We start from the raw sequence: 25,927 nt of genomic DNA on the forward strand, positions 1-25,927 counted from the left end.
TGCGGGCAGGCCCGCCCCGCAGGGATCGTTCTTGTTGTAGTTGTAGTTATTGTTGTAGTTCCTGTTGTAGTGCTTGTTGTTGTAGTTCCTGTTGTAGTGATTGTTGTTATAGCGCTTGTTGTCGTTCGTTAGAGGTTGAAGTCGCTCACTCCCAGTTCATGTCGACCCTTGATGCTGAGGGAGAAGTCGGCATCATCATCTCCGGTCGTGTTGCCCTGAACGACGGTGTAGTCCTCGCCGTCGAGTGTTTGGTGGCTGAACATGAGCTGGCCAGCGCCGGTGAAGGCCTCCGTCACCAACGTGAAGTTCTGGTTCCCCGATGCACACCCATTCGCGTCAATGCCGCTTAGATCGATACGGTCGCCCGGCTGAAATCCCATGATGGTATCGCCGTCCGCATTCGCCGCGGAGAGGAAGCGGAACGTGTCATTGCCTGCACCGCCGTCCATTACGTTGACCGCGCCACTTGCCGTGATCGTGTCGTTTCCTGACCCCGTGACGATGTTCTCGACACCCCACAGCCCATCATTGCCGGTTTCAGTGCTCGAGACGCTGCCACGTCCCATGAACCCGGTGCCAAGGTCCGCTGTGATCGCCGCCGTGATCGCCGACATATCCAGCGTGTCGCTGCCACTGCCTCCCACCATGTCGTCGCCGTAGTAGGTGTCGTCACCATCGCCGGTTTCGGCCACTAGCAAGTCATCGCCATCGCCGCCGAAGACTGTGTCGTCACCGTCACCGGCATTGATGAAGTCGTTGCCGTCCTCTCCAAGAACGCGGTCGTCGCCGTCATCGCCGTAGAGCATGTCTGCCCCATCGCCGCCAAGGATGTCGTCGTCGCCATCATGGCCGAAGACCACGTCCCTGCCGCCCAGCGCCATGATCGTATCGCCGTCCGCCGTACCCACCAGAGCATCGGCGCCTTCGCTACCCGCAATCGCTGCCGCAGGAATCGACACAACGACCTCCTCCTCGTCGGAAGATGGTTGATCGCCATCATTCACGGGGACGTCGTCGTCCTGATCCACCTGATCGTCCTGATCGTTCGGCGGTGTTGCGTCGAAGGTCGGCAGCTGGCCGTTGCTGCGGAAGGTAACGGAGTGACCATCTGTCGATATCGTGGTCGAGCCGTCCTCGTTCGTGGTGGAGACGTAATCGTCGATTGTGGTGCCCGGCTTCAGCTCGACCACATCCTGTGGCCGCAATGTACCGATGATGGTGTCATTGCCACCGGCGCCCTTGAACACGATCCGGTGTTCGGAGAGCAGTGACGAGATGTCGACGGTGTCATTCCCACTCGACCCAAGGATCGTAATCGTATCGGGCCGCAGGCTCGTCGCGACGTCAAAGCTGCCGTACATTTCGACAGTGTCGCCGTCGAACTGGCCGCCACCGCTTACCCCGCCGCCGTTCACGACGATCTCCTCGATCTCGGTGAGCTCAGCGATGATGGTGGCAGCGGCTTCGCCGACGCCACCGACTTCGCGGGTGACGATGATCTCGACCTCATCGCTTCCGGCAAAGCCGATACGGGCAACCGCCTCGTCGTAGGTATAGATGCGGTAGGTCTCGGCTTCCTCATTACCGACGACCTGGAAGGTGTCGCCCTCGGCACCTTCACCGCCACCGTTGATGTTGTCCATACCGTCGCCGGGCCGCCAGATGAACGTGTCATCGTCGGTCTGCGGCGGTACCACGTCGTCATCGCCGTCGCCCAGATCATGCCCTTGCAGCGTATCGTCACCGGCACCGCCGATGATGACATCGTTGCCATTGCTACCGACAATGTTGTCGTCACCATCACCGCCGAAGATGATCCCCGGGTCTGCCGATGTCACGTCACCGTCGCCGCTGACGATGTTCAGCACTTCGCCATCACCGAACTGCAGCCGCTCGATGCTGATCAGCGTGTCCTCGTCGCCGCTGGCCAGATGCGTGACGGTCGAAAGCCCCGAGCCGCTCACGCCGAAGGTGTAGTCTCCCGCCGACCCCGCAAAACGTGCGGTATCGATGCCGCTGCCGCCGTTGAGGACGTCGTTGCCTTCGCCGCCATCCAGCACATCGTCCTGGTTGCCACCTTGCAGGTTGTCGTTGCCACCGTTTCCGATCAACTCATCGTTGCCGTTGGCGCCGACCAGGTTGTTGGCGCCGGCGTTGCCCGTAAGCTGATTGCCGACACCGTTGCCCCGCGCATTGAGGTTACTGCCGCCAAGCAGCACCGCATTCTCCACGGTGTGACCACCAACGACCTGATCGTCCAGGCCGGGGTGCAGGTTCACCGAGATGGTGGAAAGGATCGTATCGATGCCACCACCACCGTTCACGACATCGCCGTCATCGGTGACAACGAAGGTATCGTTGCCAGCGCCGCCGATCATCGTGTCTGCACCGCCACCAGCGAGGAAAATGTCGTCTCCCGCGCCACCGGTAAGACTGTCATTTCCGCCGAAGCCCAGCATGAGATCGGCCTCGTTGGAGCCGGACATCGGAGGTCTGACGATGTTGTAGGAACTACCCTCGACCTCAACCCGCTCGATAGCGATGAGCGTGTCGGTGCCGCCAGCAACACTGGTCACCGTCAGATTGCCCCCTGCAGGAGCAAAGGTGTAATCGGTGATCGGACCCTCCAGTACAACGGTGTCCGTGCCGTTGGCCCCAGTCAGGATGTTATTGCCGGAGTTACCTGTTAGCTGGTTGTCGGCCGCGTTGCCTCGGGCATTGAGGTCATCGCTGCCAAGCAGTACCGCATTCTCCGTTGTGTGCCCCCCAGTAACCTGGTTGTCCAGGGTGGGGTGCAGGTTGATCGAGATGGATGCACGGATCGTGTCAATGCCGTCACCGCCATTCACCACATCCCCGTCGTCGTCGATCACGAAGGTGTCATCGCCCGCGCCACCAGACATGGTGTCGGCACCTTCTCCGCCGTCGATGAGGTTGTCGTCATCGTCACCGCTCAGGGTGTCGTTGAAGGCACTACCCTCGAGATTCTCGATGTCGATCAGCCGGTCGACGCCAGCGCCGATCGTATCCTGCTCCTCGAAGCTGGCCAGCCCAGCCTGCCCAAGCAGCGAGACAGTGACTGCGGCTCCCGCAGCGGCATACGAAGCAGTATCTCGCCCTGCACCGCCATCAATACGGTCGTCTCCTGCGCCACCCTCGAGATGATCGTCACCGGCTGCGCCGCGGAGGTCGTCTCCGCCATCGCCACCCAACAGGGTGTCGTTACCGAAGCCGCCATTCAAGGCATCGTCGCCCTGACCTCCTTGCAGGGTATTATCGAGGCTATTGCCCAGCAGCGTGTCGTTACCGGTTCCGCCGGTAACGTTCTCCACGCCGCGGGTGATTGAAAAGCCCGTTGCCGCTCCGGTAAGCAGATTCACCGAGACGTTCTCGCCGGTGTCGTAGGTCAGGGTGTCAATCCCGCCGCGTAGGTCGAGATCTGTCGCCTCCACGCCGGTGACCGAAGTCGTGCCATTCACCAGGTCCACGACACCACCGTTCACCCGGACTTCGACGTCATCGTCGGCATCAAAGCTGCCTTCAACGATCCTCAGCCGATCCTGGCCAGCGCCGCCATCAATCTCGTCGCTGCCATGACCATTGCCATAGATGATCGTGTCGTCGCCAGCCTCGCCAAGCACCACGTCATCGCCTTGACCGCCATCGAGCGTGTCTCCGCCGGCACCGCCCCGGAGGGTGTCGCTGCCACCGGCGCCATTCAGAACGTCATTCCCGTTACCTCCGGAGATGTCATTGGCTCCATCACCGGCGATAACGAAATCGTCGCCCTGGTTGGTGCCGCCCTCGGCGTCACCACCGATCCCAGCGCTCACCACCGGATCGTTGGACTCGATGTAGTTACCGACGACTTCGGTCACTTCCGAGATCACCTCATGGGTGTTGAGGAGGTCATCCTGGTAAACCACCCGCATCCGCAGCTGCATACCGACAAGATCCGGCCCGGGGATGAAGGAACGGTCGTTGCCGCCGAGTTCCGCCGGCACTGTCTGCCAGTTGTTGAGGCCGTTCGGTGAGTACTCCCAGTTATAGGTGAGCAGGAACTCCTCGAAGGCGTCAGTCATGCCATCGGGGTCGGTGAAGGCCACAGTCGCGGTGAGCTCCTGCCCTTCAGTCGGGGACATATCGCTGATCAGCAGCGGTCCCGTCGGATCGTCGTTGACGCCGATGACAGGGTCTGTTGGCTGCGAGGAAACGATCTCCAGCACCCCACCGGCATCGACATAGTTGCCGAGTACCCGGATCCGGAGCCCATCGTGCTCATCACCCGGAGTGAAGGTCAGTCCGTTGACATTGGGAATGTCGATATAGTCACCGGTGCCATCGTTGCGCTCGATCTGCCAGCGGAAGGTCATCTGGGTCGGATCGACGCGACCGTCCGGGTTGTTGAGATCCCGGATGTTGTCGGCATTGACCGTCAGCGCCTGGTCCTCGCGAGCCGGAAGCCCCTCGATGATCAGACGGCCGGTGGGATCGACGTTGCCGGTTTCGCGGATGGTGTAGATGCCATCTGCGAATTGGATCCGTTCGATGCCGATGAGTGTGTCGGTACCCTCATCGATCTGCGGATCTATATCCTCGTGCTCGCGCCGCGCCACGTAGGTCCGGTCGCCGACATGAGTGATCTCATACCAATCGCGGTTGCCCGCGAAGATCGCCGTGTCGGTGTCATTGCTGCTGTCTTCGTCGTACTTGATCTCACGAACAATCTTCAGCTGTTTCGGTTTAATGACCCCTTCCAGCAGGAAGTTGGACAACTCTTTGGTCACACCGCCTACCGTGACCATATCCGTGAGACTGTCGACGGTGAAGGCCTCGGTCCCTTCCATCACATTGCCATCAACATCGAGCTCGCGGATGCTGAGGCGCACGTTCAGCCAGGCATCGCCGTGGATGAAGTCGTTGGCGCCGCGCCCCTCCATGGTATCGTTGCCGTCCCCGCCCAGCAGCATGTTGCCCTCGGCCCAGGCCACTACCTCCTCCAGATCAACGTTGGGGTCGGTCGGCGCATCCTCGATGCTGATGCCGAGGAGTTCGCGCAACCCATCGATCCGGTTGACGCCGGCCTGAGTCAGGCCGTGATTCTCGAGGCTGAACTCGACCTCGATCTCCTCAGTGCTGCCGCGGTCGTCGCCGCGCAGAACGTCGTCATGGATCCACCCGGACAGACCTTCGGTCTGATCGAAGCGGTCACGCAGGATATCGTCAGCGACTGTGGTGAAGATAGGAATCCGCATATCGGAATCCGCGGCTACCGGGCTGCCCTTGTGGATCGCCCAGTCAAAGCCGAACATGCCCTCGTTGCGCATGACGCTTTCACCCTGGACCATGATGTCGTCGCCGGACTCCGCGTCGAAGTCGTTTTCGTTGGCGCCGGCAAACATCACGTCATGACCGAGGATGGTGGAGTTGAAGAACAGCTCCGAGTTGTCTCCATTTAGAACATCGAAGCCGTCGCCGCCCTCCATCCAGTCGTCGCCTTCATTGCCGAGGATGAAATCGTGATCGGCACCACCGAGGATGAAGTCGTTGCCCTCTCCCGCGAATACCTCGGTCGCATCAACGCCGACGAGAATGACGTCCTGGCCATCTCCGCCCATGACTACATCGAGGCCGTTCGAGTTGGCAATGACGTCGTCGCCACCTTCGCCTTTGATGAAGTCACCGGTGTCGCCGGTATCGGTGATGATGTCGTCACCGGCGCCACCGATGATGAGGTCAACACCATGGCCACCCTCGATTCGGTCGTTGCCGGTGTCGCCCCAGATGGCGTCATCTCCGTCACCACCAATGATGGTGTCGTCGTTCTCCGTGCCGCCGATTACCGCATGCTCTCCGCCGGTGAAGCGAAGATAGTTATCGTCAGGCCCTTCTGTCGACGGATTATCCCGCTCCACCTTATCGCGGATCGCGTTGAGCACCGGGTCGTCGCCCTCGGGGTCCATGGCGATCTGCTTGGACTCATCCACCTCGAGCACCACGTCGTGCTTGGCAAAGGAGTCGACTCCCACGTGGAAGTTGACCTCGTCGTCCTCGGTGCCGAGGATTCCGTCCGCGCCGGGTAACGCCATGTCCGTATTGGCCATGATCAGCTTGGAAAAGGCGTTGTTCTCGAGCTCGTTGAGCAGGTTCAGGCCCTGGGTCCGCGACAGGTAGTAGAAGCGGTCGCCTTCCTGCAGGTTCTCGAGCTGCAGCTCGAATACCGCATTGAAGGTGGAACCCAGCATGCCGCCAAAGGGCATGATCTTTTCAGCGAGGCCGCCGATCCAGAGGTCAACCAGGTTGAGTCCGGTCTCCACTCCCGCCCAATCGCCTGTACCGTTGAGAAACTCCAGGCGATCCGCGATTTCTCCCGCCGGGCTCACAATATCGAGCCGCACGTCCTCTACCAGGATCTGGTTCATTGATCCATCGGTCTGCTGGATCTCGATGCTGAGCTCTTGCCCGGCCTGTGCGGCACCGATCAAGCCAGTCTCGATCGAGAAGGTCGCCCAACCGCCATCATCAGCAGGAGCGGTCAGCGAAACGGTCGCCAACACGACCCCGCCCGCGACGAGCCGCGCTTCTCCGCCGGGCCAATCCTGGTTGGTACGATCACCCACATCGAGCGTCAGCCGGTAGTTCACACCCTCCTCAAGGGTGATACCGGTGTCCTGGGAAAGCTGCGCGTTCTCGCGGAGCCAGGCCACGTTCGAGCCATCGACACCATTCGGATCGACCACACTGGCGTCCGGGGCGTAGAGGCCGCCGGTACCGCCGGTCAAGGTCCAGCCGCTCGGCGCTCCGACGCTGTAGTTGCCTTGTGGATCAACGTTGACACCTGGCTCTCCCGCGGCCAGCGAGTCCGACTCGAAACCTGCATTGGTGAGCGCGGCTGCCACCGTCTCTGTAGACTCGGCCAGACCCAGAAGAGCCATCGCCACGTCGCGCTTCTCAACCAGAGTATCGGCAGCCTCCAGCAGCGGATGAGTGCCGTAGGCCGCGATGAAGTTGATAACCGAAGCAGGCGTCTTCAAGTTGGCGCCGAAATCCGCCCAGCTTTCATAAGGCTTGAGCCAGCTCGAATTGCTCGCGGCATACAATTGTTCACGGGCATCGTTCAGCGAGGGCACGCCGGCATCACGACCGCGGGCAATATTGATTGCCGGCAGATCCAACGGCAGGCCAAGCAGGTTGTTGCGCAGCGAATCGGTCACGAACTCATCGATTTCGTTGCCGTGGACATAGGTCATGCCGCGGAATATCGCTCCGGCCGCCTGCTCTGCGCTGATCGTCTGGTTCTGGTCGAACAGAACCGGGTTGAGGAAGGCCTCGATCAAGCCCACATCCACACCCCAGTCCTCGATGGGGATGAGATTGCCGTCCGCATCCACTGGCTGCCCCTCATCGTTGAGGGGAAGCAGCTTCAGGTGGTCAGTCAGCATCGAATGACCGAAGCGGTAGACAGTGTGGGCGAACTCGGCAAAGATCGCCGGATCGACATCGGTCACGGTGTTGAAGACGAAGACATCGATCAGCGGCGAGACCTTACGGCCGAACTCCTCGAACACGAGGTGCTGGTACTGCATCTCAGTGGAGAAACGCGCGGTCTGGAACAGACGCTCGCCGTCCCAGTTGAGCGCATTAGGGTCGAACCCGGCAACGACCGGATCGATCAACCACTCGTTGAGGAAGTCGATATCACCGGCTTCGGCAAGTTCGAGGATCTGCCTCTTGACGTCCTCGACCTGGCGATTGTGCTCGGAGTGGAAAACGTGGTGCACGGCGGTGAGGCCGATGTTTTCGTTACCACGACCGTCGCCGACGATGAAGTGGCGGTCGAGCAGTTCGTTGTCGTAGAAGGTCTCACCGGTATTCGGATCCACCGGAACCGGATCGCCGATCGGGTCGGTGCCGGAGTTCGGATCAGGCATCAGGATCGCCGGCTGTCCTTCGGCTCCCGCCACCAGCACCGGCACCGCATTATGGGCGATGTCGTCAAGGAAGGCATGCGAGGTGCGGACCGGACCGCGGCCATCATTCAGCTCGGACAGCACAATCGGGTTGGCAGCCGTGCCGCTGACGGTCACATCGTCGGCAGTGTTCGGAATGAGATCCGGGCCGATATTGACCACCACCTGCGGGAAGCCATTCTCGTCGCGGATGAATTCGCCGTAGGGATCGGTGCGCAGCAGAGGAACGCCGAAGACGTCGCGGTCATCGAGGTCGATCCCGAGCTTCTCGCGCGCCTGGTCCTTGACGTCCTTCCAGGTGGCCAGACCGCCACTTTCACCATTGAGCAACCGGCCACTCGCCATCGGCTTGCCGTCAACCATCTCGTAATGGCGCAGGAATACCTGGTGTGACGGATGCGAGGTGTAGGTCTGATTCTGGTCGACGAACGGCGTCGTCTTGTTTCTTGCTTCCGGCGTGTCGTCGTCAGTTCCCAGAATGCCATCGGCCCCCGGCCCCATGGACGGTGCCAGACGTGTCAGCACCAGCGGCATGTTGACGTCCACCTCGTCGCCGCTGTCTGGAATGCCGTCAGGCCCGTGGGTGACAAGCGGATCGTCCGCCGTCAGCGGCATGTAGATCGTGCCGTTATCGCCCTTGTGAATCAGGTCGAGACCATGGTCAAAGAACTGGCCGAAGAAGGTCATCCAGCCGTTGAATGGTGCCGATAGCCCCTCGTCCGGCGCCACGTTGGGCAGCAGGATGGTATTGCCGTCCATCTCAATGCCGAAGGTGTCGGACAACTCCTGGTCCATGACGGCCTTCGCTGCGTCGAGCGCCGGCTTGAGCGCCTCACGCGCCGCAGCCACAGTCTCTTCAGTGGTGGCCAGCGCTTGCTGGGCCGCAGCCAGGCTCGCCTCTGCATCGTCGATGGCAACCTGATCACCGCCCTGCTGTGCCGCCTCGAGAGCATCCTCAGCAGCGGTGACCACATCCTTCGCCGCGTTCACCTGCTGCGCCAGTGGCTGATACGCCGTCACTGCAGGGTCGTTGAGAAACTCGGCGTAGCGCGCCCGCACCGCTGTAATGGCGCTGGACAGCGGCATGGCATCGTACTCGGCATGCTGTAGCGCCGCCATGATAGCGGCAGGGTTGTTCAGCGTCTGATCGGAAATCAGCGTCGAGATGATCCGCGGATCGGCATCTACGACGTTGCCCGTATGCCCGCCGTTCTGCCCCATGTTCGTCGGCTCACCAACGACACCATAGTCGTTGTTGTTGATAATGCCGTGGAAGGTGTCATCGCCTTCATTGATGTAGTGCGGCTGCATCGCACGCGGCATGATCTGATCGGCTGCGCCCCAGAGTTCTCGCCCTGGCGTAATGTTATTGAGGCTGCCGTCAACGGTGCGCAGGCCATAAGGCAGATGCGGCTGCGCAAGCAGTTGATCGAGTGGCGTGCCAGCAACATGCGCCTCGGCGATCTTGATTTGCTCGAGTATGAACTCCAGGTCGTGTTTGTTCAGTTTGACGGCCATGTTCCCTCCCAGGCCCCACAGGGCTCTGCGACTTATTCTTATTAACCAATATGGTTATTTGGCGACCCCTTGAACCTCACCAGCGGGCTACCGTTTTATGTCTTCCACAGCCAGCAGGCATGTCTCCGCACCTCGACAGACAAACCATCTGCGGTATCTTTTTCACCCCTGCTAATGACTCAAGATGACATTCAGCAAGTCTTTTCACCTCCTCATATTCATCATCACTTATCTTCGAGAGTTCTAATCAATAAGCACGAGATGCTCGTTCCTCAAGAAGATGAAGTTTTTGTGACAGCAGCGATCAACATTCTCATCATTACCTGACTAACTAATTACAACCATTGATTCCAGATAGGAAAATCATCCACCAAGCGTTGTGCGACAAGTCATCGAGCGGTGATCAGGCAAGGCGGAATCGATGGAAAAGGTGGAATTTACGATGTGCAAATGAGCATTTTGAGAGCGGCTCCAACACCGAACGCACAAGCCCAGGCCCTTTTCGTACAAGAACTCGATCCATTTCAGGACTGCCATGGGGGTTTGCCAGAGCCATCGGAGCACCAGTCAACATGGGGAGAGTACCGGCTATGGAAATGGCTTTGGGTTCTGATGCCATTGCATCAATTGCATTGGTCATCAGCAGTGTGACCGGGTCGTACTGAGCGCTTATGCCCTGAGTTCACGGCCGGAATTCAAAATAACCGCAGCAACTGGATCTCATGGATCTGCTGAATCAGGAAAGGCGACTATCGTGCATGGGATGCAGGTACCACCACATCATCAGCCTTGCGAGGGCATGGCCGTTCTTGTCCAGAAAGCAATGGAGCGCGAAAGCGCTGCAAGTGGCCAGATCGACTTGAGGGCGACATCATCGCCCTACCGAAAAAAGGAATTGAACGGGGTGCTGGACAGCAATCAGTACTGGGACAACAGCTCTTCCACTACCGGCGTCATCTTGCTGCTTACGCTAGCCCACTTGCTGAAGTCAAAGCCGCCCTTGCCTGTCAGATGGTATTCCGCATAGGCAACCCGTTCCTCACCCTTGAACATCCTGAGCTCAGCGTGGGAGAGATACGGCGTGAAGTCCCATGACCTCAGCGCGGTGTAGGTCATCCTGTATTCGCAATGTGCCGGTGTCGCTCCGGAGTAGAGTTCTGTTGTAATCGAGTGATCGTGGAACACGTCAGTCACAGCGTCGACGAAGCCGTCCACGATCACCTTGGGGTTATCCTCGATACAGACATTCGACACGCTGTACGAGCGATCCAGCGGCGTGACCTGAATGGATGTACAACCGGAAACGGTCATCAGCACCGCCACCACAGCACATTTCTTCAATCCAACGTCCTTGCCAAGCTACCTGGTTTCGTGGGGCAAATCGGGCCTATCACCATGCGCCCCGCCCACCGCTTATCGGCAGCCTAGAAGTCACCTTGAGTCGAAGTGATCCACCTTCTGACGGACTTAGTCACTGCTTACCTTGCGAGTCGCGTAGCGAGGTACTACCGCCCTCCCGCACTCCCTAAGGCACGGTTCCCGCTGCGTCCATCAGGCATGGATTGATAAGAAAAAACGTTCAGAAAAATGGGGAAAATCATAATTGTCTGCTATAAGAGACATGATGCATATATGAAGGGTGATAGCGATGCGGGTGGGCTCGGTAGAGTCGTTGTAACGAATAGTCGATTAATGACCGGTTACGGCCCAAAGCGGATGTCTTATTTTTACTCCGACTCCAAAGTTAGGAAAATGGAAAATATCGTTTACAGAGAGGCTCTGTATGCTGAAAAAGATACAACAGATAAAGAAGCTCGGCGTTTTTGAGGATTTTTCTTGGGATCATGAAGTAAAGAGCAATGGTGGTGCCGTTCAAAGCTTTGTTGATATAAATATTATCTACGGGCGCAACTATTCTGGAAAAACAACGCTTTCACGTATTGCTCGTGCATTAGAAACGGGTGAAATTTCTGAAAAATTTGGCTCCCCTTCATTGAGTCTAAAATTCTCCGATAACTCCGAAATAGCTCAAGCGAATCTGACAGCGCATGGAAAAACTTCACGAGTATTTAATGAAGATTTCACAAGAGAAAACTTGAAATTTATCACTAACCCAGATGACAGTATAGAGCCATTTGCCATTCTTGGTGATGATAACAACAAAGTTGAGAAAGAAATTAAAGAGATAGAAGCGGAGCTAGGGTCAAGTGAAGAAGGCCAAGAAAGTGGTTTGTTTTCGGAAAGAAAATCCGCTTTTGATGACTACTCCGAGGCTTTTCAATCGCACAAAACAGCTAACGATAACCTCAAAAGGCAATTAGGTGACAAAGCAACTAATAAAAATATTGGTATAAAATATAAACCAGAGCGATTTGGCGATCAAAACTATACAATCAAAAAATTGGAAGATGACTTGGCAGAGGTTCAAAAATCTAACTTTCAACCATTGACTGATGAGAAAATCGCACAGCACGAAAAGCTCATTGAAGAAAAAACTCTTCCCAACATACCCAAACTCACACCGCCCAACCTGAGCTTTACCATTTTTGTTAAAGAAGCCGGTTTATTAGTCACAAAGGAAATCAGTGAATCTGACAAGATTGAAGAATTAGTTAAAGATGCCGTTTTAAATCGTTGGGTAAATGAAGGTCGCATGCATCACAGAGGCAAGCATGAAAAATGCGCCTTTTGCGACAATGCAATTTCGCAGGAACGCTGGAAAGATCTGGACAAACACTTTGATGAAGAGTCTGAGAAACTAGACAAAGATATTGAGGCCTTGGTTAAACGTATTGAGGATGAGAAAAAATCTATCAGCACAGCTTTGACCATTAACCCGTCACGCTTTTATTCTAAATTTCATATTCAACTTTCCGAACTAAACTCAACGCTTAAGTCGGCTGTTACTGAGTATCAATATTCCTTAGAAGCACTGATTTCGCAGCTAACGAGTAGGAAAAACGATATATTGAATGCTAAAAAATTCGCTCATCCTGTTGATTATTCAACTGAATTAGAATCTGCTTGGGATGACTACAAAAATATTTGCAATGAATCTGACTTATTCAGTAGCTCTTTGAATAGCGAGCAATCCAGTGCCAGAAGAGCGCTAAGATTAAAAGAGGTTGCAGATTACCTAATCACCATTGATTACCATTCGCAGCTCGATTCTATAGCTGCCTTACAAGAAAAACTGGACAAAGCGTCTAGAGAAAAGGTGCGTATTTCCGAGGAAATCACTCAAAAGCAAACATTGATTAGTGCAAAAAAACGTGATCTAAATGATGAAGAAAAAGGCGCCAAAAAGGTTAATGAATATCTCAACAATTTCTTTGGTCATAAGTTCTTGACACTTGAATCCAAAAAGGATGCGGAAAATTCAAAGCGCATTCGTTTCGAAGTTATACGAGATGGAAAGAAAGCTTATCACCTCAGCGAGGGAGAATGCAGCCTTTTGGCGTTTTGTTATTTCTTGGCAAAACTAGATGATATTGAGACGCGAGATTCAAAGCCAATTATTTGGATTGACGACCCTATTTCATCACTGGACGGAAATCATATTTTCTTTATATATAGCTTAATAAGCACCGAGATTGTTGCCAAAGGAGAATTTGAGCAACTATTCATATCAACACACAACCTTGATTTCCTAAAGTATTTGAAAAAATTGAAAGGTAGCTATATTAATTCTACGGGTGGAAATATCGGATTCCAGAAAGCTTATTTTATGGTTGTTAGGCAGGATAGGAAATCCACCGTCCAAGTTATGCCTTCCTATCTAAAGGAATATGTCACAGAGTTTAACTTTCTCTTTCACCAAATTCATAAATGCGCAACGATGGGATCTGTTGACGACACTAACTATATTACTTTCTACAACTTTGCCAACAATGCGAGGAAGTTCTTCGAAATCTACCTCTACTACAAATACCCAGACCAAGGAATGAATGAAGGAACACTCAATCTATTCTTTGGCAATGATAGTGTACCAGCTGTTTTGGCCGATCGAATAAATAATGAATATTCACATTTATGCGGGGTATTTGAAAGAGGAGCAACGCCGGTTGAAGTTCCAGAGATGCAACTGGCGGCCCGACAAATTATAGAAAAGCTAAAAGAAGATAGCGAACAATACTCCGCATTGCTAAGAAGTGTTGGTGAGCCTCCTGAGGCGGGAGATGTATGATATATACTTCCGCACAGTATCTATCAAATAGCTCCCAACAAGTTCCAATGTTTTTTTGGGAATGCGCTAGGGGTTTGATCGTCCGCTTTTGGCCGCAAACAGCCTCCCAGGCCATCAATATCCTGTAACCCCAAACCGCCGATAAACAATGACCCGATCGGCACGATCCGTGGCGAGGGCCTCACAGCCCTGCGCCACGGCCCACTCCTCCGAGGCTCGCAGCAACTGACGTGTGAGGCCGCTGCCGCGATGCTGGGTGACGATATAGAGCCCTTCGATGTAGCCGGTTCTTACACCTTCCAGGCCGGGAATATCGGTTCTGATCGATAGTTCTACATGCCCTGCCGCCCTGCCCTGTTGGTCTCTGGCGATCAGGACTTCCAGCGGTTCATCCAGTTCGCCACGAAAGAACTGTTCGATCTCCTGCTGATGATCGTCGGCTTCCCACAGTTGGTTACGCAACCGTAGCCAATCGTCGGCATCTGTTCGCTGAATGCGATGTATCGTATAAGCCATGCTGCCCTCTCCTTCTCTCCCCCTTTTCCCCCTGCCGGTTACCAACTATCACTGGCCCTTGGGAAAATACAGAATCATCCGCAGATGGCGATGTTCATCGACGATCAGCATTTCGTGGTCGAAGTCCTCACGTTGTGAGTCGTTCGTGGTGACGGCGCCGATGCCGTACCCGTAGCTGTGGAGCTCCGGCTTTTCCCACCAACGTCGGAAGTCCGGCGACAACTGGGTCAGGTCGTCGATCAATCGGTGCATCTCGGGGTCTTCGGGGGCCGATGCCAGGTCGCAGCGGAACTGGGCCAGCAGTCGGAAGGCATCCTGCTGCCAATCGGGCAGGCGACGGCGCATTGCCGGGTTGGCGAAGATCATGCGCAGCATATTGCGCTCGGCCCCCGCTTGCTCGGTGAAGGCAAACAGCCGCTCGGCGGCGTCATTCCAGGCAATCACATCCCAGCGCAGGTTGATGACGTAGGCGGGCCGTGCAAGCTCGTCCATCATCCGTTGCACGCGTGGCGGAATCGATTGCCATTGATATGCCTCTACCGGCGGTGGCCGGCGCTGCGCCAGCAGGAACAGGTGGCAACACTCGGCATCATCCAGCTTGAGCGCCTTGGAAACACCGAGCACGAAGCTTTCCGAGACGTTGATATCACGCCCCTGCTCGAACCAGGTGTACCAGGTCAGCCCCACTCCAGCGAGAGTGGCGACCTCCTCGCGGCGCAATCCCGGTGTCCGTCGCCGCCCTGTCGTCGGCAACCCCACATCCGCCGGCGTCAGCTTGTGGCGGTGATGGAGCAGGAATTCCGTCAGATCACTACGGGTTCGATCAAGGCTTCTGCTGTGCCGCGCTGTCTCACTCATGTCGAGCTCCTGACAGTTGCCATTGGTAATAGGATAACCAGCTATATTGTACCCGGATAATGACTGTTCGAGCATGTGGCTTCCGATGCATTTCGCTGGAGGCGATATGAGCAACCAATGTGATTCCCCCACGCTATCCGACGGCCCCTTCCCCGCGGCTCGTCAGCCGACACAACAAGCCGGCTTCATGGCCTGGTTGGGCATGGCGGTGCTGGCACTGCCCACGCTGTTGCTGGGGCTCGATGTCACCATTCTCTATCTGGCTCTACCGGCGCTGTCGGTCGAGCTGCAACCCAGCAGTAGTCAGGCGCTGTGGATCATGGATGCCTACGGGTTCATGATCGCCGGCTTGCTGATCACCATGGGTACACTTGGCGATCGCATTGGCCGGCGTCGTTTACTGATGGTCGGTGCTGCTGCTTTCGGTGTTGCCTCGGTGGTCGCCGCCTATGCCACCAGCGCCGAGATGCTGATTGCGGCCAGGGCCGCACTCGGTGTGGCCGGTGCCACCTTGATGCCGTCGACTCTGGCACTGATCAGCAATCTGTTCCCGAATTCACGTCAGCGCTCACTGGCGATCGGCATCTGGGCAACGATGTTTGCACTGGGTATGGCGGCGGGCCCGGTGATCGGCGGCTGGGTGCTGAGTCACTTATGGTGGGGCGCCGCCTTCCTTGTCGCGGTACCGATCATCGTTCTGCTGTTGATTGCCGCACCGATGCTGTTGCCGGAGTATCGTGCGGAGCACAGTGAACGGCTGGATTTCACCAGTGTGCTGCTGTCTCTCGCCGCCATCCTGCCCGCCATTCATGGCCTCAAGGAACTGGCCAGGCACGGCGTTGCGCTCGCTCCCACCCTGTCGCTGCTTGCCGGAATCCTGCTCGCCGTGCTGTTCGTACGTCGCCAGAACCAGCTCAGCGCTCCGCTGCTGGATATGCGCCTGTTTGCCAGCCGCACGTTCAGCACCGCACTGCTGGTGTTGCTGTTCAGTTTGATCGCTGTCGGCGGTGCCATGCTGCTGGTCACCCAGTATCTGCAACTGGTGGTGGGGCTCTCGCCGCTGGTCGCCGGACTCTGGATGGGACCACCGGCGTTGATGATGGTCATCGCAGGCATCGCCGCACCACTGATCGCAAGGCGTATCCCGCCGGGCCAGGTGGTGGCCGGTGCACTGGCATTCTCGTCGCTGGGGTATCTGGCGCTGTTCATGGTCAGCACCGCTCCGGGAGGGTTGCTGCTTGCCATCGGCGGCTTCTCACTGGTCTATCTGGGCATGGGCACCATTGCCGCGCTGGGAACCGAACTGGTGATCGGCACCGCGCCCGCCCACAAGGCAGGTTCCGCTTCGGCGATGTCGGAGATGGTTCAGGAATTGGGCGTCGCTCTCGGCGTCGCGTTGCTGGGCAGTCTATCGACGCTGATCTACCGGCTGCAGATCGCTTCGCATCTGCCGAATGAACCGTCGAGCGGCGGTGTCGATACCGTCCACGACAGCCTCTGGGCCACGCTCTCCGCGCTCGATCAACCCGCGCCCGATATTGTCGAGGCCGCCACGCGGGCATTTACCACCGGGCTCAACGTCACCGCCGCCATCAGCGGTGTAGCGATCCTGTGTCTGGCGATGCTTGCCGCCATCCATCTGCGTCAGGTTCCAACGCTGGGCATGGATGACAGCGAGTATTGAAGTTTTTACCCATTGCACGCCATGAAAGACCCTCATGGCGTGCTCTTCACGCTTGCCCCAACGAGGTTCGGATCACTCGGACTGCAACGGCACGTCCCAGGCGTTGAGCTCGGCTTCACTCCAATCGCCATATGCAGCATTGGGGAAGACGATCCAGTCATCGCCGAACCGCTCAGCATTTTCCTCGACCAAGCGGCGCTGTCCCTCGAGATCCGCGTCGGCAAACTCGCCGGAGAAGTCATGCAGGGAGTCACCGAGTTGCATTACCACGGTGTGATCGTCGACGACTTCGGCCCGGCGTTCTGCTTTGGGAGGACCGAGCAGCATGACGCTATCCTTCGATACCTGTGGCAACTCGAGGGCTTCGAGGCTCGCGATGGTATCGGCCTTGTTCTCTTGATAGCGGTCAGAAACGTAGAAGATGTCCACTCCCTGCTCGTCGGCGAACTTCAGGAAGTCAGCAGCGCCGGGAATCAAGCGCGGATCCCCCTCGCGCTCCCAGTGCTTCCAGGTATCCCAGGTGGTGAAGTCATGGCATGCCTGCATGTCGCGAACCAGCAAGGCGCTGTTATCGAGCACCGTCTCGTCCAGATCGGTGATGATTGCCAGGTTCGCGTCTTCGCCATGCTCAGCAATGGCTTGCTCAAGACGCAGAGTCGCGAGGGCAAAGCCTTGACGCTGCAATGCCGCGACCTCGGCGGAACGCTGCTGATAACGAAGCCCCATGGAATAGGCGGCCTGGGCACAGAGGGTCTCTCCATCAGCCCCATCGGCCCCATCGGAGGCAGCGCCAGCAATCGGTACCAAGCCAGCAAGCGGTACTATGCCAGCGAACAGGGTGGCGGTGAGCAGAGTATTTCGGCTGAACGTCATCATGGACATCTCCTGCTTGGTGATCGCAACAGCGCTACCGGGGGTAAAGCAGTTTGATCACGCTTTGTTATTGAAAAGAGCGAGATGACCGTAATTTATTTTAATTAAACGTTCAACTTAACATCTGCAGCCTTGAGCGCTGAATTCAAGCCGTAGAAGCACCAATGGTGGCGTTCAGGGCGATGGCCTGCCGCCTCCTGCGAAGGCTTGAAGCTCCGAATCGTGGCCGCTTGTATCAGCTAGCTGGGCAACAATGCTGTCACCCAAGCACCAGACGCTGTTCGACGTGAACCACGACTTGAACTACTTGAACCACGAACAGCACTGCGGCTATTATCCGCGCCATGAAATATTCCCGTGGTCTGATCTTCAATATCGTGGTTCCCATCGCCGCCATGCTTGCCATCGGCGGTGCGATCTTTGGCGGCCAGGCGATCTCGGAAGCGCGTGTCAGCGGTAATGTTCAGCATGCCCTCAGCGCAGAGCTCGCGACTGCAGCGCTGGTTGAGGTGAAGTACCTGCAGGAGGTCAACCACGGCTACGGCATCTGCGGTCTGTACCGTGTCGCCTCTGCGGACCAGGGCTACGCTTCGTTCTTCTATGACAAGATCAACGACCGCGTCACCCTCGACGTCAACTCTCCCCGTTTCAAGTCGAACTGTGGCCTGTCAGCCATCTGCTGACCCCCAACTCGTCGCAGACCATCAACGTATGATGCTCAGTGGCCAGCACTGACAAATTGTCGCAGCAGCTTGTCGAAAGGCTGGATAACGCTATGGTGGTTCTCTCATCGACTCCCTGAACGGAGAACCGGTCATGTCGGTATCCCAACGCTCGATCATGAAACGCCGCGCCATGTGGGGGCTTTTCGCCCTGATGATGTCGGCTGGTACTGCCCACGCCCAGGACCTTGAAGTAACGGATGCTCAACTGAGGCTGCTGCCTGGCGATCTGCCGGCTGCGGGCTACTTCACGCTGCATAACGCCGGTAGCGATGCGGTAACGCTGAGCGGTGCGGAGAGTGCGGCCTTTGCCATGACGCACATGCATCTCAGCACCGAAGAAGACGGCATGGCCAGTATGAAGTCAGTGGACCAGCTTGAAGTGGCGACGGACGAGACTCTCGAATTCGCACCCGGTGGCTATCACCTGATGTTCATGAAGCGCCAACAGCCTCTGGAAGTGGGTGATGAGGTCGAGGTAACCCTTCAATTCGAGGATCAGCCACCACTGCCGGTAACCTTCGAAGTGGTATCACCGGCGTCGATGTAGCCGTCGACCGTGCAGGAGAACAGTATGTACAAGTGGTTGTTTCCGGTCGCCGTGTCTCTGGCACTTGCGGGCTGCGATAGTGCCAATTGGCATGGCACCGATATCTCGGAGACGATGCCGCCTCTCGACTTCCATCTTGTCGACGAGAATGGTGAGGCGGTGACGGCCGAGGACTACACGGGAAAGACCACGCTACTGTTCTTCGGCTTCACCCATTGTCCCGATGTATGCCCGACCTCTCTGGCCAGGATGACTGCCGCCATCAAGCAGGTCGATGAGCCGCTGCGCGATGATATCCAGGTGCTGTTCGTCTCGGTCGACCCCAGCCGCGATACCCCCGAAGTCATGCAGGCCTACACCGATGTCTTCGGGCCACAGTTCATCGGGCTTACTGGCGACAAGGCGGATATCGATGCCGTTACCAATCGCTATCGTGCAACCTACGAGTACGGCGAGAAGGATGAGCACGGCAACTACGATGTCTCGCACACCAGCGCCATCTATGCCTTCGACAGTGACGGCGATGCACGTCTGTTGATGCGCGAGAGCGATCCGCTGGACTCAACGGTGGCGGATCTGACGCGGCTTGCCGAACAAGGTTGATGCGGTGCCCCCGCTTTCACTCCATCGATCTCGATAGCCCGCTATCATGAGTCATACATTCGCCATCGAGTATGACTCATGATGCAAGTGCAACATGTCAGCCGCTATATCCACCGCTCACCGAGCGAAGTTCAGGCCTTTGCTGCGAACCCTGCCAATCTGCCGCAGTGGGCGGCGGGCCTGGCCGGCTCGGAGGTCACCAGAGACGGTGAGCGGTGGCTGGCAACAGCACCCTTCGGCCGCGTCAGTATCCGCTTCTGTGCTGATAATCCATTTGGCGTCATGGACCATGATGTTGAGCTGGAAGACGGTACGCTCTTCCATAACCCCATGCGTGTGGTGCCCAACGGTGAAGGCAGTGAACTCACCTTCACGCTGTTTCGTCAGGCTGATATGAGCGACGAGCAATTCGCCGCGGACAGGCAGGCGGTCGAAAACGACCTCGAGACATTGAAGGCATTGCTGGAAGGTCCGGCCGCCACCAGCGAGAGCTGACGACAGCCGGCTGTTGCATATCAGGCCGCTGCGGCCATCTTTTCACCACAGGCAGCGGCAAAGCCGCGGAAGATGGCGTCATAGAGCGGATGCTCGCGCGGCTTCCACTCCGGGTGCCACTGTACTGCGAGGGTAAAGCTGCGCGCATCGGCTACGGAGATCGCTTCAACGAGACCATCCGGTGCTGTTGCTTCTACACGCAGCCCCTTGCCGAGCTGATCTACGCCCTGCTGATGCAGTGAGTTGACCTCCGCCTGAGGCGCCGCAAACAGTTCGGCCAGGCGTCCACCCGGATGAATATCGATGCTGTGCACGGGAGCGTACTGCTGCTCCTTTTCTCCCTCTGGTTCACGATGGTCCAGTTTGCCGGGAACGTTCTGTACCGCCTGATACAGCGTGCCACCGAAGGCGACATTGAATTCCTGGAAACCCCGGCAGATGCCGAGTAATGGCATGGCGCGCTCCAGTGCCAGCGGCATCCAGGCCATGGCCGCCGCATCACGATCGACATCTTCGCGAGTATTCTCTGGAGCGCGCTCGGCGCCATAACGGGCCGGCAGCACATTGGTGTAGCTTCCGGTCAGTACCAGTCCATCAAGACGATCCAGCAAGGCACCCGCGGCGCTGGCATCGAGGTCTTCCCAGACCGGCAGAATGACCGGTTCGAGTCCGTACTCACGCAGCGCACTGAGATACTTGTCGGTCACCATATGCGAGGGGTGGCCTTCGACCATACGGCGGCAGGCGATGACGCCAACGAGGGGACGGGATTGCATGATGCCTCCAGGGTTGTTCAATAAAGCTTTTCGAGACTGCACTGCTGTTCAAAAATGCACGTCACGAACGCTCATCGAGTGACTGTTATGCTTTGCTCAACATACATTGGTTCATTTTCCTTGCCAAGCAGGCTCGACTCGACCTTTGGACAATACACGCATAACAGGCTGTTTATAGAGCGTTTATAGAGTGGCAAACGCCCCGTGCTCCATTAGAGCCTGATGACCATAACGTAAATTATTTGACAACACGAAGCCGCAAACGGAACACTAGGGAAAACGCTGATTCGACGCGTAGCTCACAAGAACGCAAACAGGTAACGCCCCATGTCCTCACACCCAGTCGACGAGGCCCGTGACTTCCTGGCACGCCACCCCGATATCGACAGTATCGATCTACTGTTGAGTGATCTCAACGGCGTCCAGCGCGGCAAACGCATCCCACGCGACAACCTCGAGAAGGCCTATATCAACGGCATCAACCTGCCTGGCTCGGTGTTCGCACTCGACATTACCGGCAACACCATCGAGGCAACCGGTCTGGGCCTGGACACAGGCGACCGCGACTTTGTCTGCCGCCCTGTCGCCGGCACGCTGATGCCCACGCCATGGCTACGCAACGGACGTCATGCTCAGTTGCTGATGAGCATGCACGACGACGATGAAAGCCCCTTCTTCGCCGACCCACGCAGCGTATTGGCGCGTCAGATTCGTCGACTTGCCGATGCCGGCCTGAAGGCCGTGGTGGCACTGGAGCTGGAATTCTATCTGGTCGATCGTCAGCGTGACGAGCTGGGAATGTCACAGCCGCCCCGCTCTCCGGCGACTGGCGAGCGTGCTTCCGAGAGCCAGTTGTACTCGATATCCGAACTCGATGAATACGCCGACTTCCTCGAAGATATCCAGAGCGCTGCCGAACTCCAGCAGTTACCGTTGGATACCGCCCTCAAGGAATGCGCGCCCGGCCAGTTCGAGATCAACCTGCTGCATGGCGATGATGTGCTCAAGGCCTGCGACAGCGCGGTGCTGCTCAAGCGCCTGATCAAGGGGGTTGCCATCCAGCACGGCTTCGAGGCCACCTTCATGGCCAAGCCCTATGGTGGCGAAGCCGGGAATGGCATGCACGTGCACATGAGTCTGCTCGATAACGAAGGCAACAACGTGTTTGCAGCGGCGGACGAGAATCCTCTGGGCACCGAAACACTGCATCATGCCATTGGCGGCCTCATGGCATTGATGGCCGACTCCATGGCGTTGTTCGCTCCCAACATGAACTCGTTCCGCCGCTTCCAGGCGGGGCTCTATGTTCCGATGACACCAACCTGGGGCTACGACAATCGCTCGGTGGCACTGCGCATTCCTTCCGGTCCCAATGTGGCCCGTCGTATCGAGCATCGTGTGGCGGGTGCTGATGCCAACCCCTACCTGTTGCTGGCGACGCTGCTGGCGTCCATCGACTACGGCATTCGCCAGCGCATCGAACCCGGCAAGGAAGTCACCGGTAACGCCTACAGCCAGTTCGAGCCGACGCTGACCAACAGCTGGGCACAGGCACTGGATCTACTCGAAGCCAGCGAGCCGCTGACGGAAGCTTTCGGCAAGGACTTCATCAAGGTGTTCATCGCCAACCGTCAAGCAGAGCGTGAATCCGCGATGCAGGTCGTCAGCAAGCTGGAATACGACTGGTATCTACGCCATGTCTAACGAGCATCTGAGCCATGTCTAACGGACATATTCGTTTGTCCAGGTAGACACGGCTCACCCTCGGCACTCCTCGCGCTTCCCCTCTTCGAGTGCTGAGGGCTACAGCAAATCCCGGCCCCTGCGGGCTCCGCTGTCGAACACTACCCGTTCGGCCATGGATAGCTGTTGCCGCGTGGGGGTCATGAAGCGCCATGTTTCGTCAAATAAATCCCAACAACCTCTGGACAAGCAAGATGACAATCACAACCCGGAAAGGGGCGTCCCAGCGCGATATCAGGGAGGCCTGGTCATGACTCACTCAGCACAAACGCCAAGTGCCGCACAAGCCCAACCTTCGCCAGCGGATAGCCATGCATTCGCACCGTCTCAGCCTGACCAGCGCGGCAAGGGCCGAATCTTCATGATGGTCGTTGGGCTGCTGGCACTGGTTATCGGTTTGACGCTCTATCATCAGGCCGGTACCGATTTCGGCTGGATCAGCCTTGTGCCTTCATTGATCGTGCTGGTGGTGGCAATATCCACACACCGCACCCTCGAAGCGCTGGCCATCGGTTCGCTGGCAGGCCTGATTCTGCTTGAGCCCAACGACTATATCGGTGAGCTGGCGGATATCTCGCTATCGGTGATGATGGACGAAACCATCGCCTGGCTGATTCTGGTCTGCGGCCTGATGGGCGGCTTTATCGCCATGCTCGAGAAGTCCGGCTGCACACTGAGCTTCAGTCATTTCATGGGCAGATTGGTCAAGACTCGTCGCCAGTCGATGCTCAGCACCGCCATGCTCGGCGTACTGATCTTCATCGATGATTATCTCAATGCGCTGGCCACCTCGGCGGCGATGAAACGCCTTACCGACCGCTTCGGTGTCTCACGCGAGAAGCTGGCCTATATCGTCGACTCCACGGCGGCGCCGATGTGCATTCTGGTGCCGATCTCGACCTGGGCGGTGTACTTCGCGGAACTGCTCAGAACCAACGGTGCGACAGAAGGCTCGGGGATGGCGCTGTACATCCAGTCAATCCCGTTCATGCTCTATGGCTGGATCGCGATGGGCCTGGTGTTCCTCGTCGCTATCGGACTCGTTCCTGACCTCGGCCCGATGAAGAAAGCCGAAGCCCGTGCCCGCGCCGGGCAGCCGATTCCCGATGGCGCGCCGGACGTGGCGATGAAGGATGAGGCACCGACAGGCAGCCCATGGATTGGTGTGTTCAACTTCCTCGCACCCATGGCGGTACTGATCGGCGCCAGCGCCTGGTTCGAGATTGATCTGCTCAAGGGCGTTATCACGGCAGTACTGTTCACCATCATCCTGTACCTGGTGCAGCGTCTGGCGACCTTCGCCACGCTGATGGACGCGATCATGGATGGCTTCCGCACCATGATGCTGCCACTGGCGATTGTTGCGGTCGGTTTCGTGCTGCGTGAGGTCAATGATCAACTGGGCATGACCCAGTTCATGATCGACTCGCTGGCTCCGTGGCTGACGCCTGCCCTACTGCCGGCCATCGTGTTCCTGTCGATGGCGGTGGTGGTATTTGCCACCGGCTCGTCGTGGGGCGTATTCGTGATCTCGATCCCCATCGTCGTGCCCATGGCGGTGCATATGGATGCCTCCATGCCGCTGGTGGTCGGTGCGCTGCTGTCAGCCTCCAGCTTCGGTAGCCATGCCTGCTTCTTCTCCGACTCTTCGGTGCTGTCTTCCCAGGGAAGCGGGGTCCTGCCGATGCAGCATGCGCTGACTCAGCTGCCCTATACGCTGATCGGCGCCACCGTTACTACGCTCGGCTTCATCGTACTTGGTGTGCTGATGCATTGACGGATGCATTGACGTTGTTAGCGAGACTCAGAAACACGAATCCCGCCTCCAAAGAGGCGGGATTCTTCGTTTAGCGCGCTTCATACACAGCGCTGTAGCCTTTAGAGAGGCCTTTCGGCAGCATCAATCACGCATGGCGCCGGGGTCATTGCCAAGCTTGCGGTTGATGCGCTGAAGGTCCTCGGGCTCGAGCTGCCAGGCATTCGGATCGAGGTTCATATCAGGATGTCTGTTGGCATCGAAGACCGGAAACTCTATACCGTCACGCACCTGATCATCGAAATCGCGCAGAATACGCAGCCCCTTGCGGAACAGGAAGATCAGCGCGATGAGGTTGACCACTGCCAACAGGCCCATGGTGACATCGGCGAAGCCGAAGACGGTGCCGAGATCGGTGGTCGCTCCCCAGCACACCAACGCTATGATGGCGACGCGAAAGACATTGAACAGTTTGCGGTTGTCGCGGCTGAAGAAGTTGAGGCTGTTCTCGCCCAGGTAGTAGTTGTAGAGGATGGTGCTGAAGGAGAACAGCAACAACGCCACACTGACGAAGATGCGCCCCCACTCGCCAACATGATCCGCCAGCGCCGCCTGGGTCATGGCGATACCCGCTACTTCATTGCCCGACGCTGGGTCATAGATACCGCTGAGCAGAATCATGAAGGCAGTTGCAGAGCAGATAATCAAGGTATCGATGAACACCGAGAAGGCCTGCACGATGCCCTGGTTGGCCGGATGAGGCACATAGGCAACCGCCGCCACGTTGGGTGCACTACCGAGGCCCGCTTCGTTGGAGAACAGACCACGCTTGAGGCCCATCATGATTGCCGCACCAATACCGCCGCCGATGGCAGGCTCAAGGCCGAAGGCACTCTTGACGATCAAGGCCAGCACCGCAGGAATCTCGCTGATGTTCATCACCACAATGGCAAAGGCGATCAGCAGGTATCCAACCGCCATGAACGGCACCAGGAACTCGGATACGCGGGCAATACGCTTGATTCCACCGAAGATGATCAAGCCAACGACGATGGCAAGCGCGATACCGCTGTAGAGCACCGGTACCCCAAACGCATCGCCGAAGGATGTCGCCACCGCATAGGACTGCAAGGCGGTGAAGGCGAAACCAAACGTCAGCAGCAACAGGATGGAATACAGCCCCGCCATCCAGCTCCAGCGCTGCCCCAGTCCCTTGACGATGTAATAGGCTGGCCCACCGCGATAGGTGCCTTTACGTCCGGCCTGCTTATAGGTCTGCGCTAGAGTACATTCGAGGAAGCTGGTCGCCATGCCCATCAGGCCGACCACCCACATCCAGAACACCGCACCTGGCCCACCGAGGGTAATCGCTACCGCAACCCCTGCGATGTTGCCGCCACCAACACGGCCTGCGACAGACAACACCAGTGCCTGGAAGGAGCTCAGATGACCATGCTCATCACGCTTGAAGGCCTGACTGGCACCCAGGATGCTGAACATACGGCCAAAATAGCGGAACTGCACAAAGCGCGAGGCCACGGTAAAACCGATGCCGACAGCCACCAGCAGTACGAGAAGTACCTTCCCCCAGAGAAGGTCGTTGAGAAAATCCATCATGAATCAGGTGACTCCCTTTTTGTGTTGTATGGGGCCTGATAGATTCAAACATTAATTCAA

At 57.3% G+C, this 25,927-nt stretch carries 16 protein-coding genes; 9 read left to right on the plus strand and 7 right to left on the minus strand.

Annotated elements, in window-relative coordinates:
- Positions 1-128: 128 nt before the first annotated feature.
- On the minus strand, positions 129-9,488 hold the full coding sequence (locus AR456_RS21710; RefSeq protein WP_021817085.1) for a peroxidase family protein: 9,360 nt from the start codon (positions 9,486-9,488) through the stop codon (positions 129-131).
- A 69-nt stretch (positions 9,489-9,557) separates the two neighbouring features.
- Between AR456_RS21710 and AR456_RS21320 the strand changes: the two genes are divergently transcribed.
- Positions 9,558-9,815, plus strand: a complete 258-nt coding sequence (locus tag AR456_RS21320) for a hypothetical protein (protein ID WP_155829104.1) — start codon at positions 9,558-9,560, stop codon at positions 9,813-9,815.
- A 591-nt stretch (positions 9,816-10,406) separates the two neighbouring features.
- Here AR456_RS21320 and AR456_RS12255 read toward each other — a convergent pair.
- Positions 10,407-10,829 (minus strand): Sbal_3080 family lipoprotein, encoded by a 423-nt coding sequence (locus AR456_RS12255; RefSeq protein WP_021817084.1) that lies wholly within the window; start codon positions 10,827-10,829, stop codon positions 10,407-10,409.
- A gap of 442 nt (positions 10,830-11,271) precedes the next feature.
- Here AR456_RS12255 and AR456_RS12260 point away from each other — a divergent pair, with 442 nt between their 5' ends.
- Positions 11,272-13,674: an AAA family ATPase gene (locus AR456_RS12260; protein WP_021817083.1), complete on the plus strand. Its 2,403-nt coding sequence runs from the start codon at positions 11,272-11,274 to the stop codon at positions 13,672-13,674.
- Positions 13,675-13,788: 114 nt separating this feature from the next.
- Here the strand turns inward: AR456_RS12260 and AR456_RS12265 are convergent, their stop codons facing one another.
- Together AR456_RS12265 and AR456_RS12270 are read right to left on the minus strand one after the other, a co-directional pair.
- Positions 13,789-14,190, minus strand: a complete 402-nt coding sequence (locus tag AR456_RS12265) for a GNAT family N-acetyltransferase (protein WP_021817082.1) — start codon at positions 14,188-14,190, stop codon at positions 13,789-13,791.
- Between the two features lie 48 nt (positions 14,191-14,238).
- Positions 14,239-15,048, minus strand: coding sequence for a helix-turn-helix transcriptional regulator (locus AR456_RS12270; RefSeq protein WP_021817081.1), 810 nt, complete (start codon positions 15,046-15,048; stop codon positions 14,239-14,241).
- Between the two features lie 106 nt (positions 15,049-15,154).
- Here AR456_RS12270 and AR456_RS12275 point away from each other — a divergent pair, with 106 nt between their 5' ends.
- Positions 15,155-16,732, plus strand: coding sequence for an MFS transporter (locus tag AR456_RS12275; protein ID WP_021817080.1), 1,578 nt, complete (start codon positions 15,155-15,157; stop codon positions 16,730-16,732).
- A 72-nt stretch (positions 16,733-16,804) separates the two neighbouring features.
- Here AR456_RS12275 and AR456_RS12280 read toward each other — a convergent pair whose 3' ends face one another.
- Positions 16,805-17,605: a 5'-nucleotidase, lipoprotein e(P4) family gene (locus tag AR456_RS12280; RefSeq protein WP_031206848.1), complete on the minus strand. Its 801-nt coding sequence runs from the start codon at positions 17,603-17,605 to the stop codon at positions 16,805-16,807.
- Between the two features lie 344 nt (positions 17,606-17,949).
- On the opposite strand from AR456_RS12280, the gene AR456_RS12285 reads away from it, so the two are divergent.
- The 4 genes from AR456_RS12285 (at position 17,950) to AR456_RS12300 (ending at position 19,975) form a co-directional block, all read left to right on the plus strand.
- Positions 17,950-18,288 (plus strand): hypothetical protein, encoded by a 339-nt coding sequence (locus AR456_RS12285; RefSeq protein ID WP_021817078.1) that lies wholly within the window; start codon positions 17,950-17,952, stop codon positions 18,286-18,288.
- A 133-nt stretch (positions 18,289-18,421) separates the two neighbouring features.
- Entirely contained in the window at positions 18,422-18,877 is a 456-nt protein-coding gene (locus AR456_RS12290) for a copper chaperone PCu(A)C (RefSeq protein WP_021817077.1), read from the plus strand.
- 24 nt (positions 18,878-18,901) lie between these two features.
- A complete protein-coding gene (locus tag AR456_RS12295) occupies positions 18,902-19,480 on the plus strand; it encodes an SCO family protein (RefSeq protein ID WP_021817076.1) in 579 nt (192 codons plus the stop codon).
- Positions 19,481-19,558: 78 nt separating this feature from the next.
- Complete coding sequence (locus AR456_RS12300) at positions 19,559-19,975, plus strand: SRPBCC family protein (RefSeq protein WP_021817075.1); 417 nt, start codon at positions 19,559-19,561, stop codon at positions 19,973-19,975.
- 20 nt (positions 19,976-19,995) lie between these two features.
- Here the strand turns inward: AR456_RS12300 and AR456_RS12305 are convergent, their stop codons facing one another.
- Positions 19,996-20,751 (minus strand): gamma-glutamyl-gamma-aminobutyrate hydrolase family protein, encoded by a 756-nt coding sequence (locus tag AR456_RS12305; protein WP_021817074.1) that lies wholly within the window; start codon positions 20,749-20,751, stop codon positions 19,996-19,998.
- A gap of 327 nt (positions 20,752-21,078) precedes the next feature.
- Between AR456_RS12305 and AR456_RS12310 the strand changes: the two genes are divergently transcribed.
- A complete protein-coding gene (locus tag AR456_RS12310; RefSeq protein WP_021817073.1) occupies positions 21,079-22,455 on the plus strand; it encodes a glutamine synthetase family protein in 1,377 nt (458 codons plus the stop codon).
- Positions 22,456-22,744: 289 nt separating this feature from the next.
- Positions 22,745-24,271: a Na+/H+ antiporter NhaC family protein gene (locus tag AR456_RS12315; RefSeq protein WP_021817072.1), complete on the plus strand. Its 1,527-nt coding sequence runs from the start codon at positions 22,745-22,747 to the stop codon at positions 24,269-24,271.
- A 123-nt stretch (positions 24,272-24,394) separates the two neighbouring features.
- On the opposite strand, the gene AR456_RS12320 is transcribed toward AR456_RS12315, so the two are convergent.
- Positions 24,395-25,867 carry an alanine/glycine:cation symporter family protein gene (locus tag AR456_RS12320; protein ID WP_021817071.1) on the minus strand — a complete coding sequence of 491 codons (1,473 nt, stop codon included), beginning with the start codon at positions 25,865-25,867 and terminating at the stop codon, positions 24,395-24,397.
- Positions 25,868-25,927 lie beyond the last annotated feature (60 nt).

Source organism: Halomonas huangheensis, from assembly GCF_001431725.1.
Lineage (GTDB): Bacteria > Pseudomonadota > Gammaproteobacteria > Pseudomonadales > Halomonadaceae > Halomonas > Halomonas huangheensis.

What these genes read in the sequence shown, in the direction of transcription:
- AR456_RS12285 (WP_021817078.1), top strand. Translation starts at nt 17,950, where the DNA reads ATGAAATATTCCCGTGGTCTGATCTTCAATATCGTGGTTCCCATCGCC.
- AR456_RS12270 (WP_021817081.1), bottom strand. Translation starts at nt 15,048, where the DNA reads ATGAGTGAGACAGCGCGGCACAGCAGAAGCCTTGATCGAACCCGTAGT.
- AR456_RS12275 (WP_021817080.1), top strand. Translation starts at nt 15,155, where the DNA reads ATGAGCAACCAATGTGATTCCCCCACGCTATCCGACGGCCCCTTCCCC.
- AR456_RS12300 (WP_021817075.1), top strand. Translation starts at nt 19,559, where the DNA reads ATGATGCAAGTGCAACATGTCAGCCGCTATATCCACCGCTCACCGAGC.
- AR456_RS12310 (WP_021817073.1), top strand. Translation starts at nt 21,079, where the DNA reads ATGTCCTCACACCCAGTCGACGAGGCCCGTGACTTCCTGGCACGCCAC.
- AR456_RS12290 (WP_021817077.1), top strand. Translation starts at nt 18,422, where the DNA reads ATGTCGGTATCCCAACGCTCGATCATGAAACGCCGCGCCATGTGGGGG.
- AR456_RS12295 (WP_021817076.1), top strand. Translation starts at nt 18,902, where the DNA reads ATGTACAAGTGGTTGTTTCCGGTCGCCGTGTCTCTGGCACTTGCGGGC.
- AR456_RS12320 (WP_021817071.1), bottom strand. Translation starts at nt 25,867, where the DNA reads ATGATGGATTTTCTCAACGACCTTCTCTGGGGGAAGGTACTTCTCGTA.
- AR456_RS12280 (WP_031206848.1), bottom strand. Translation starts at nt 17,605, where the DNA reads ATGACGTTCAGCCGAAATACTCTGCTCACCGCCACCCTGTTCGCTGGC.
- AR456_RS12265 (WP_021817082.1), bottom strand. Translation starts at nt 14,190, where the DNA reads ATGGCTTATACGATACATCGCATTCAGCGAACAGATGCCGACGATTGG.
- AR456_RS12315 (WP_021817072.1), top strand. Translation starts at nt 22,745, where the DNA reads ATGACTCACTCAGCACAAACGCCAAGTGCCGCACAAGCCCAACCTTCG.
- AR456_RS12260 (WP_021817083.1), top strand. Translation starts at nt 11,272, where the DNA reads ATGCTGAAAAAGATACAACAGATAAAGAAGCTCGGCGTTTTTGAGGAT.
- AR456_RS21710 (WP_021817085.1), bottom strand. Translation starts at nt 9,488, where the DNA reads ATGGCCGTCAAACTGAACAAACACGACCTGGAGTTCATACTCGAGCAA.
- AR456_RS12305 (WP_021817074.1), bottom strand. Translation starts at nt 20,751, where the DNA reads ATGCAATCCCGTCCCCTCGTTGGCGTCATCGCCTGCCGCCGTATGGTC.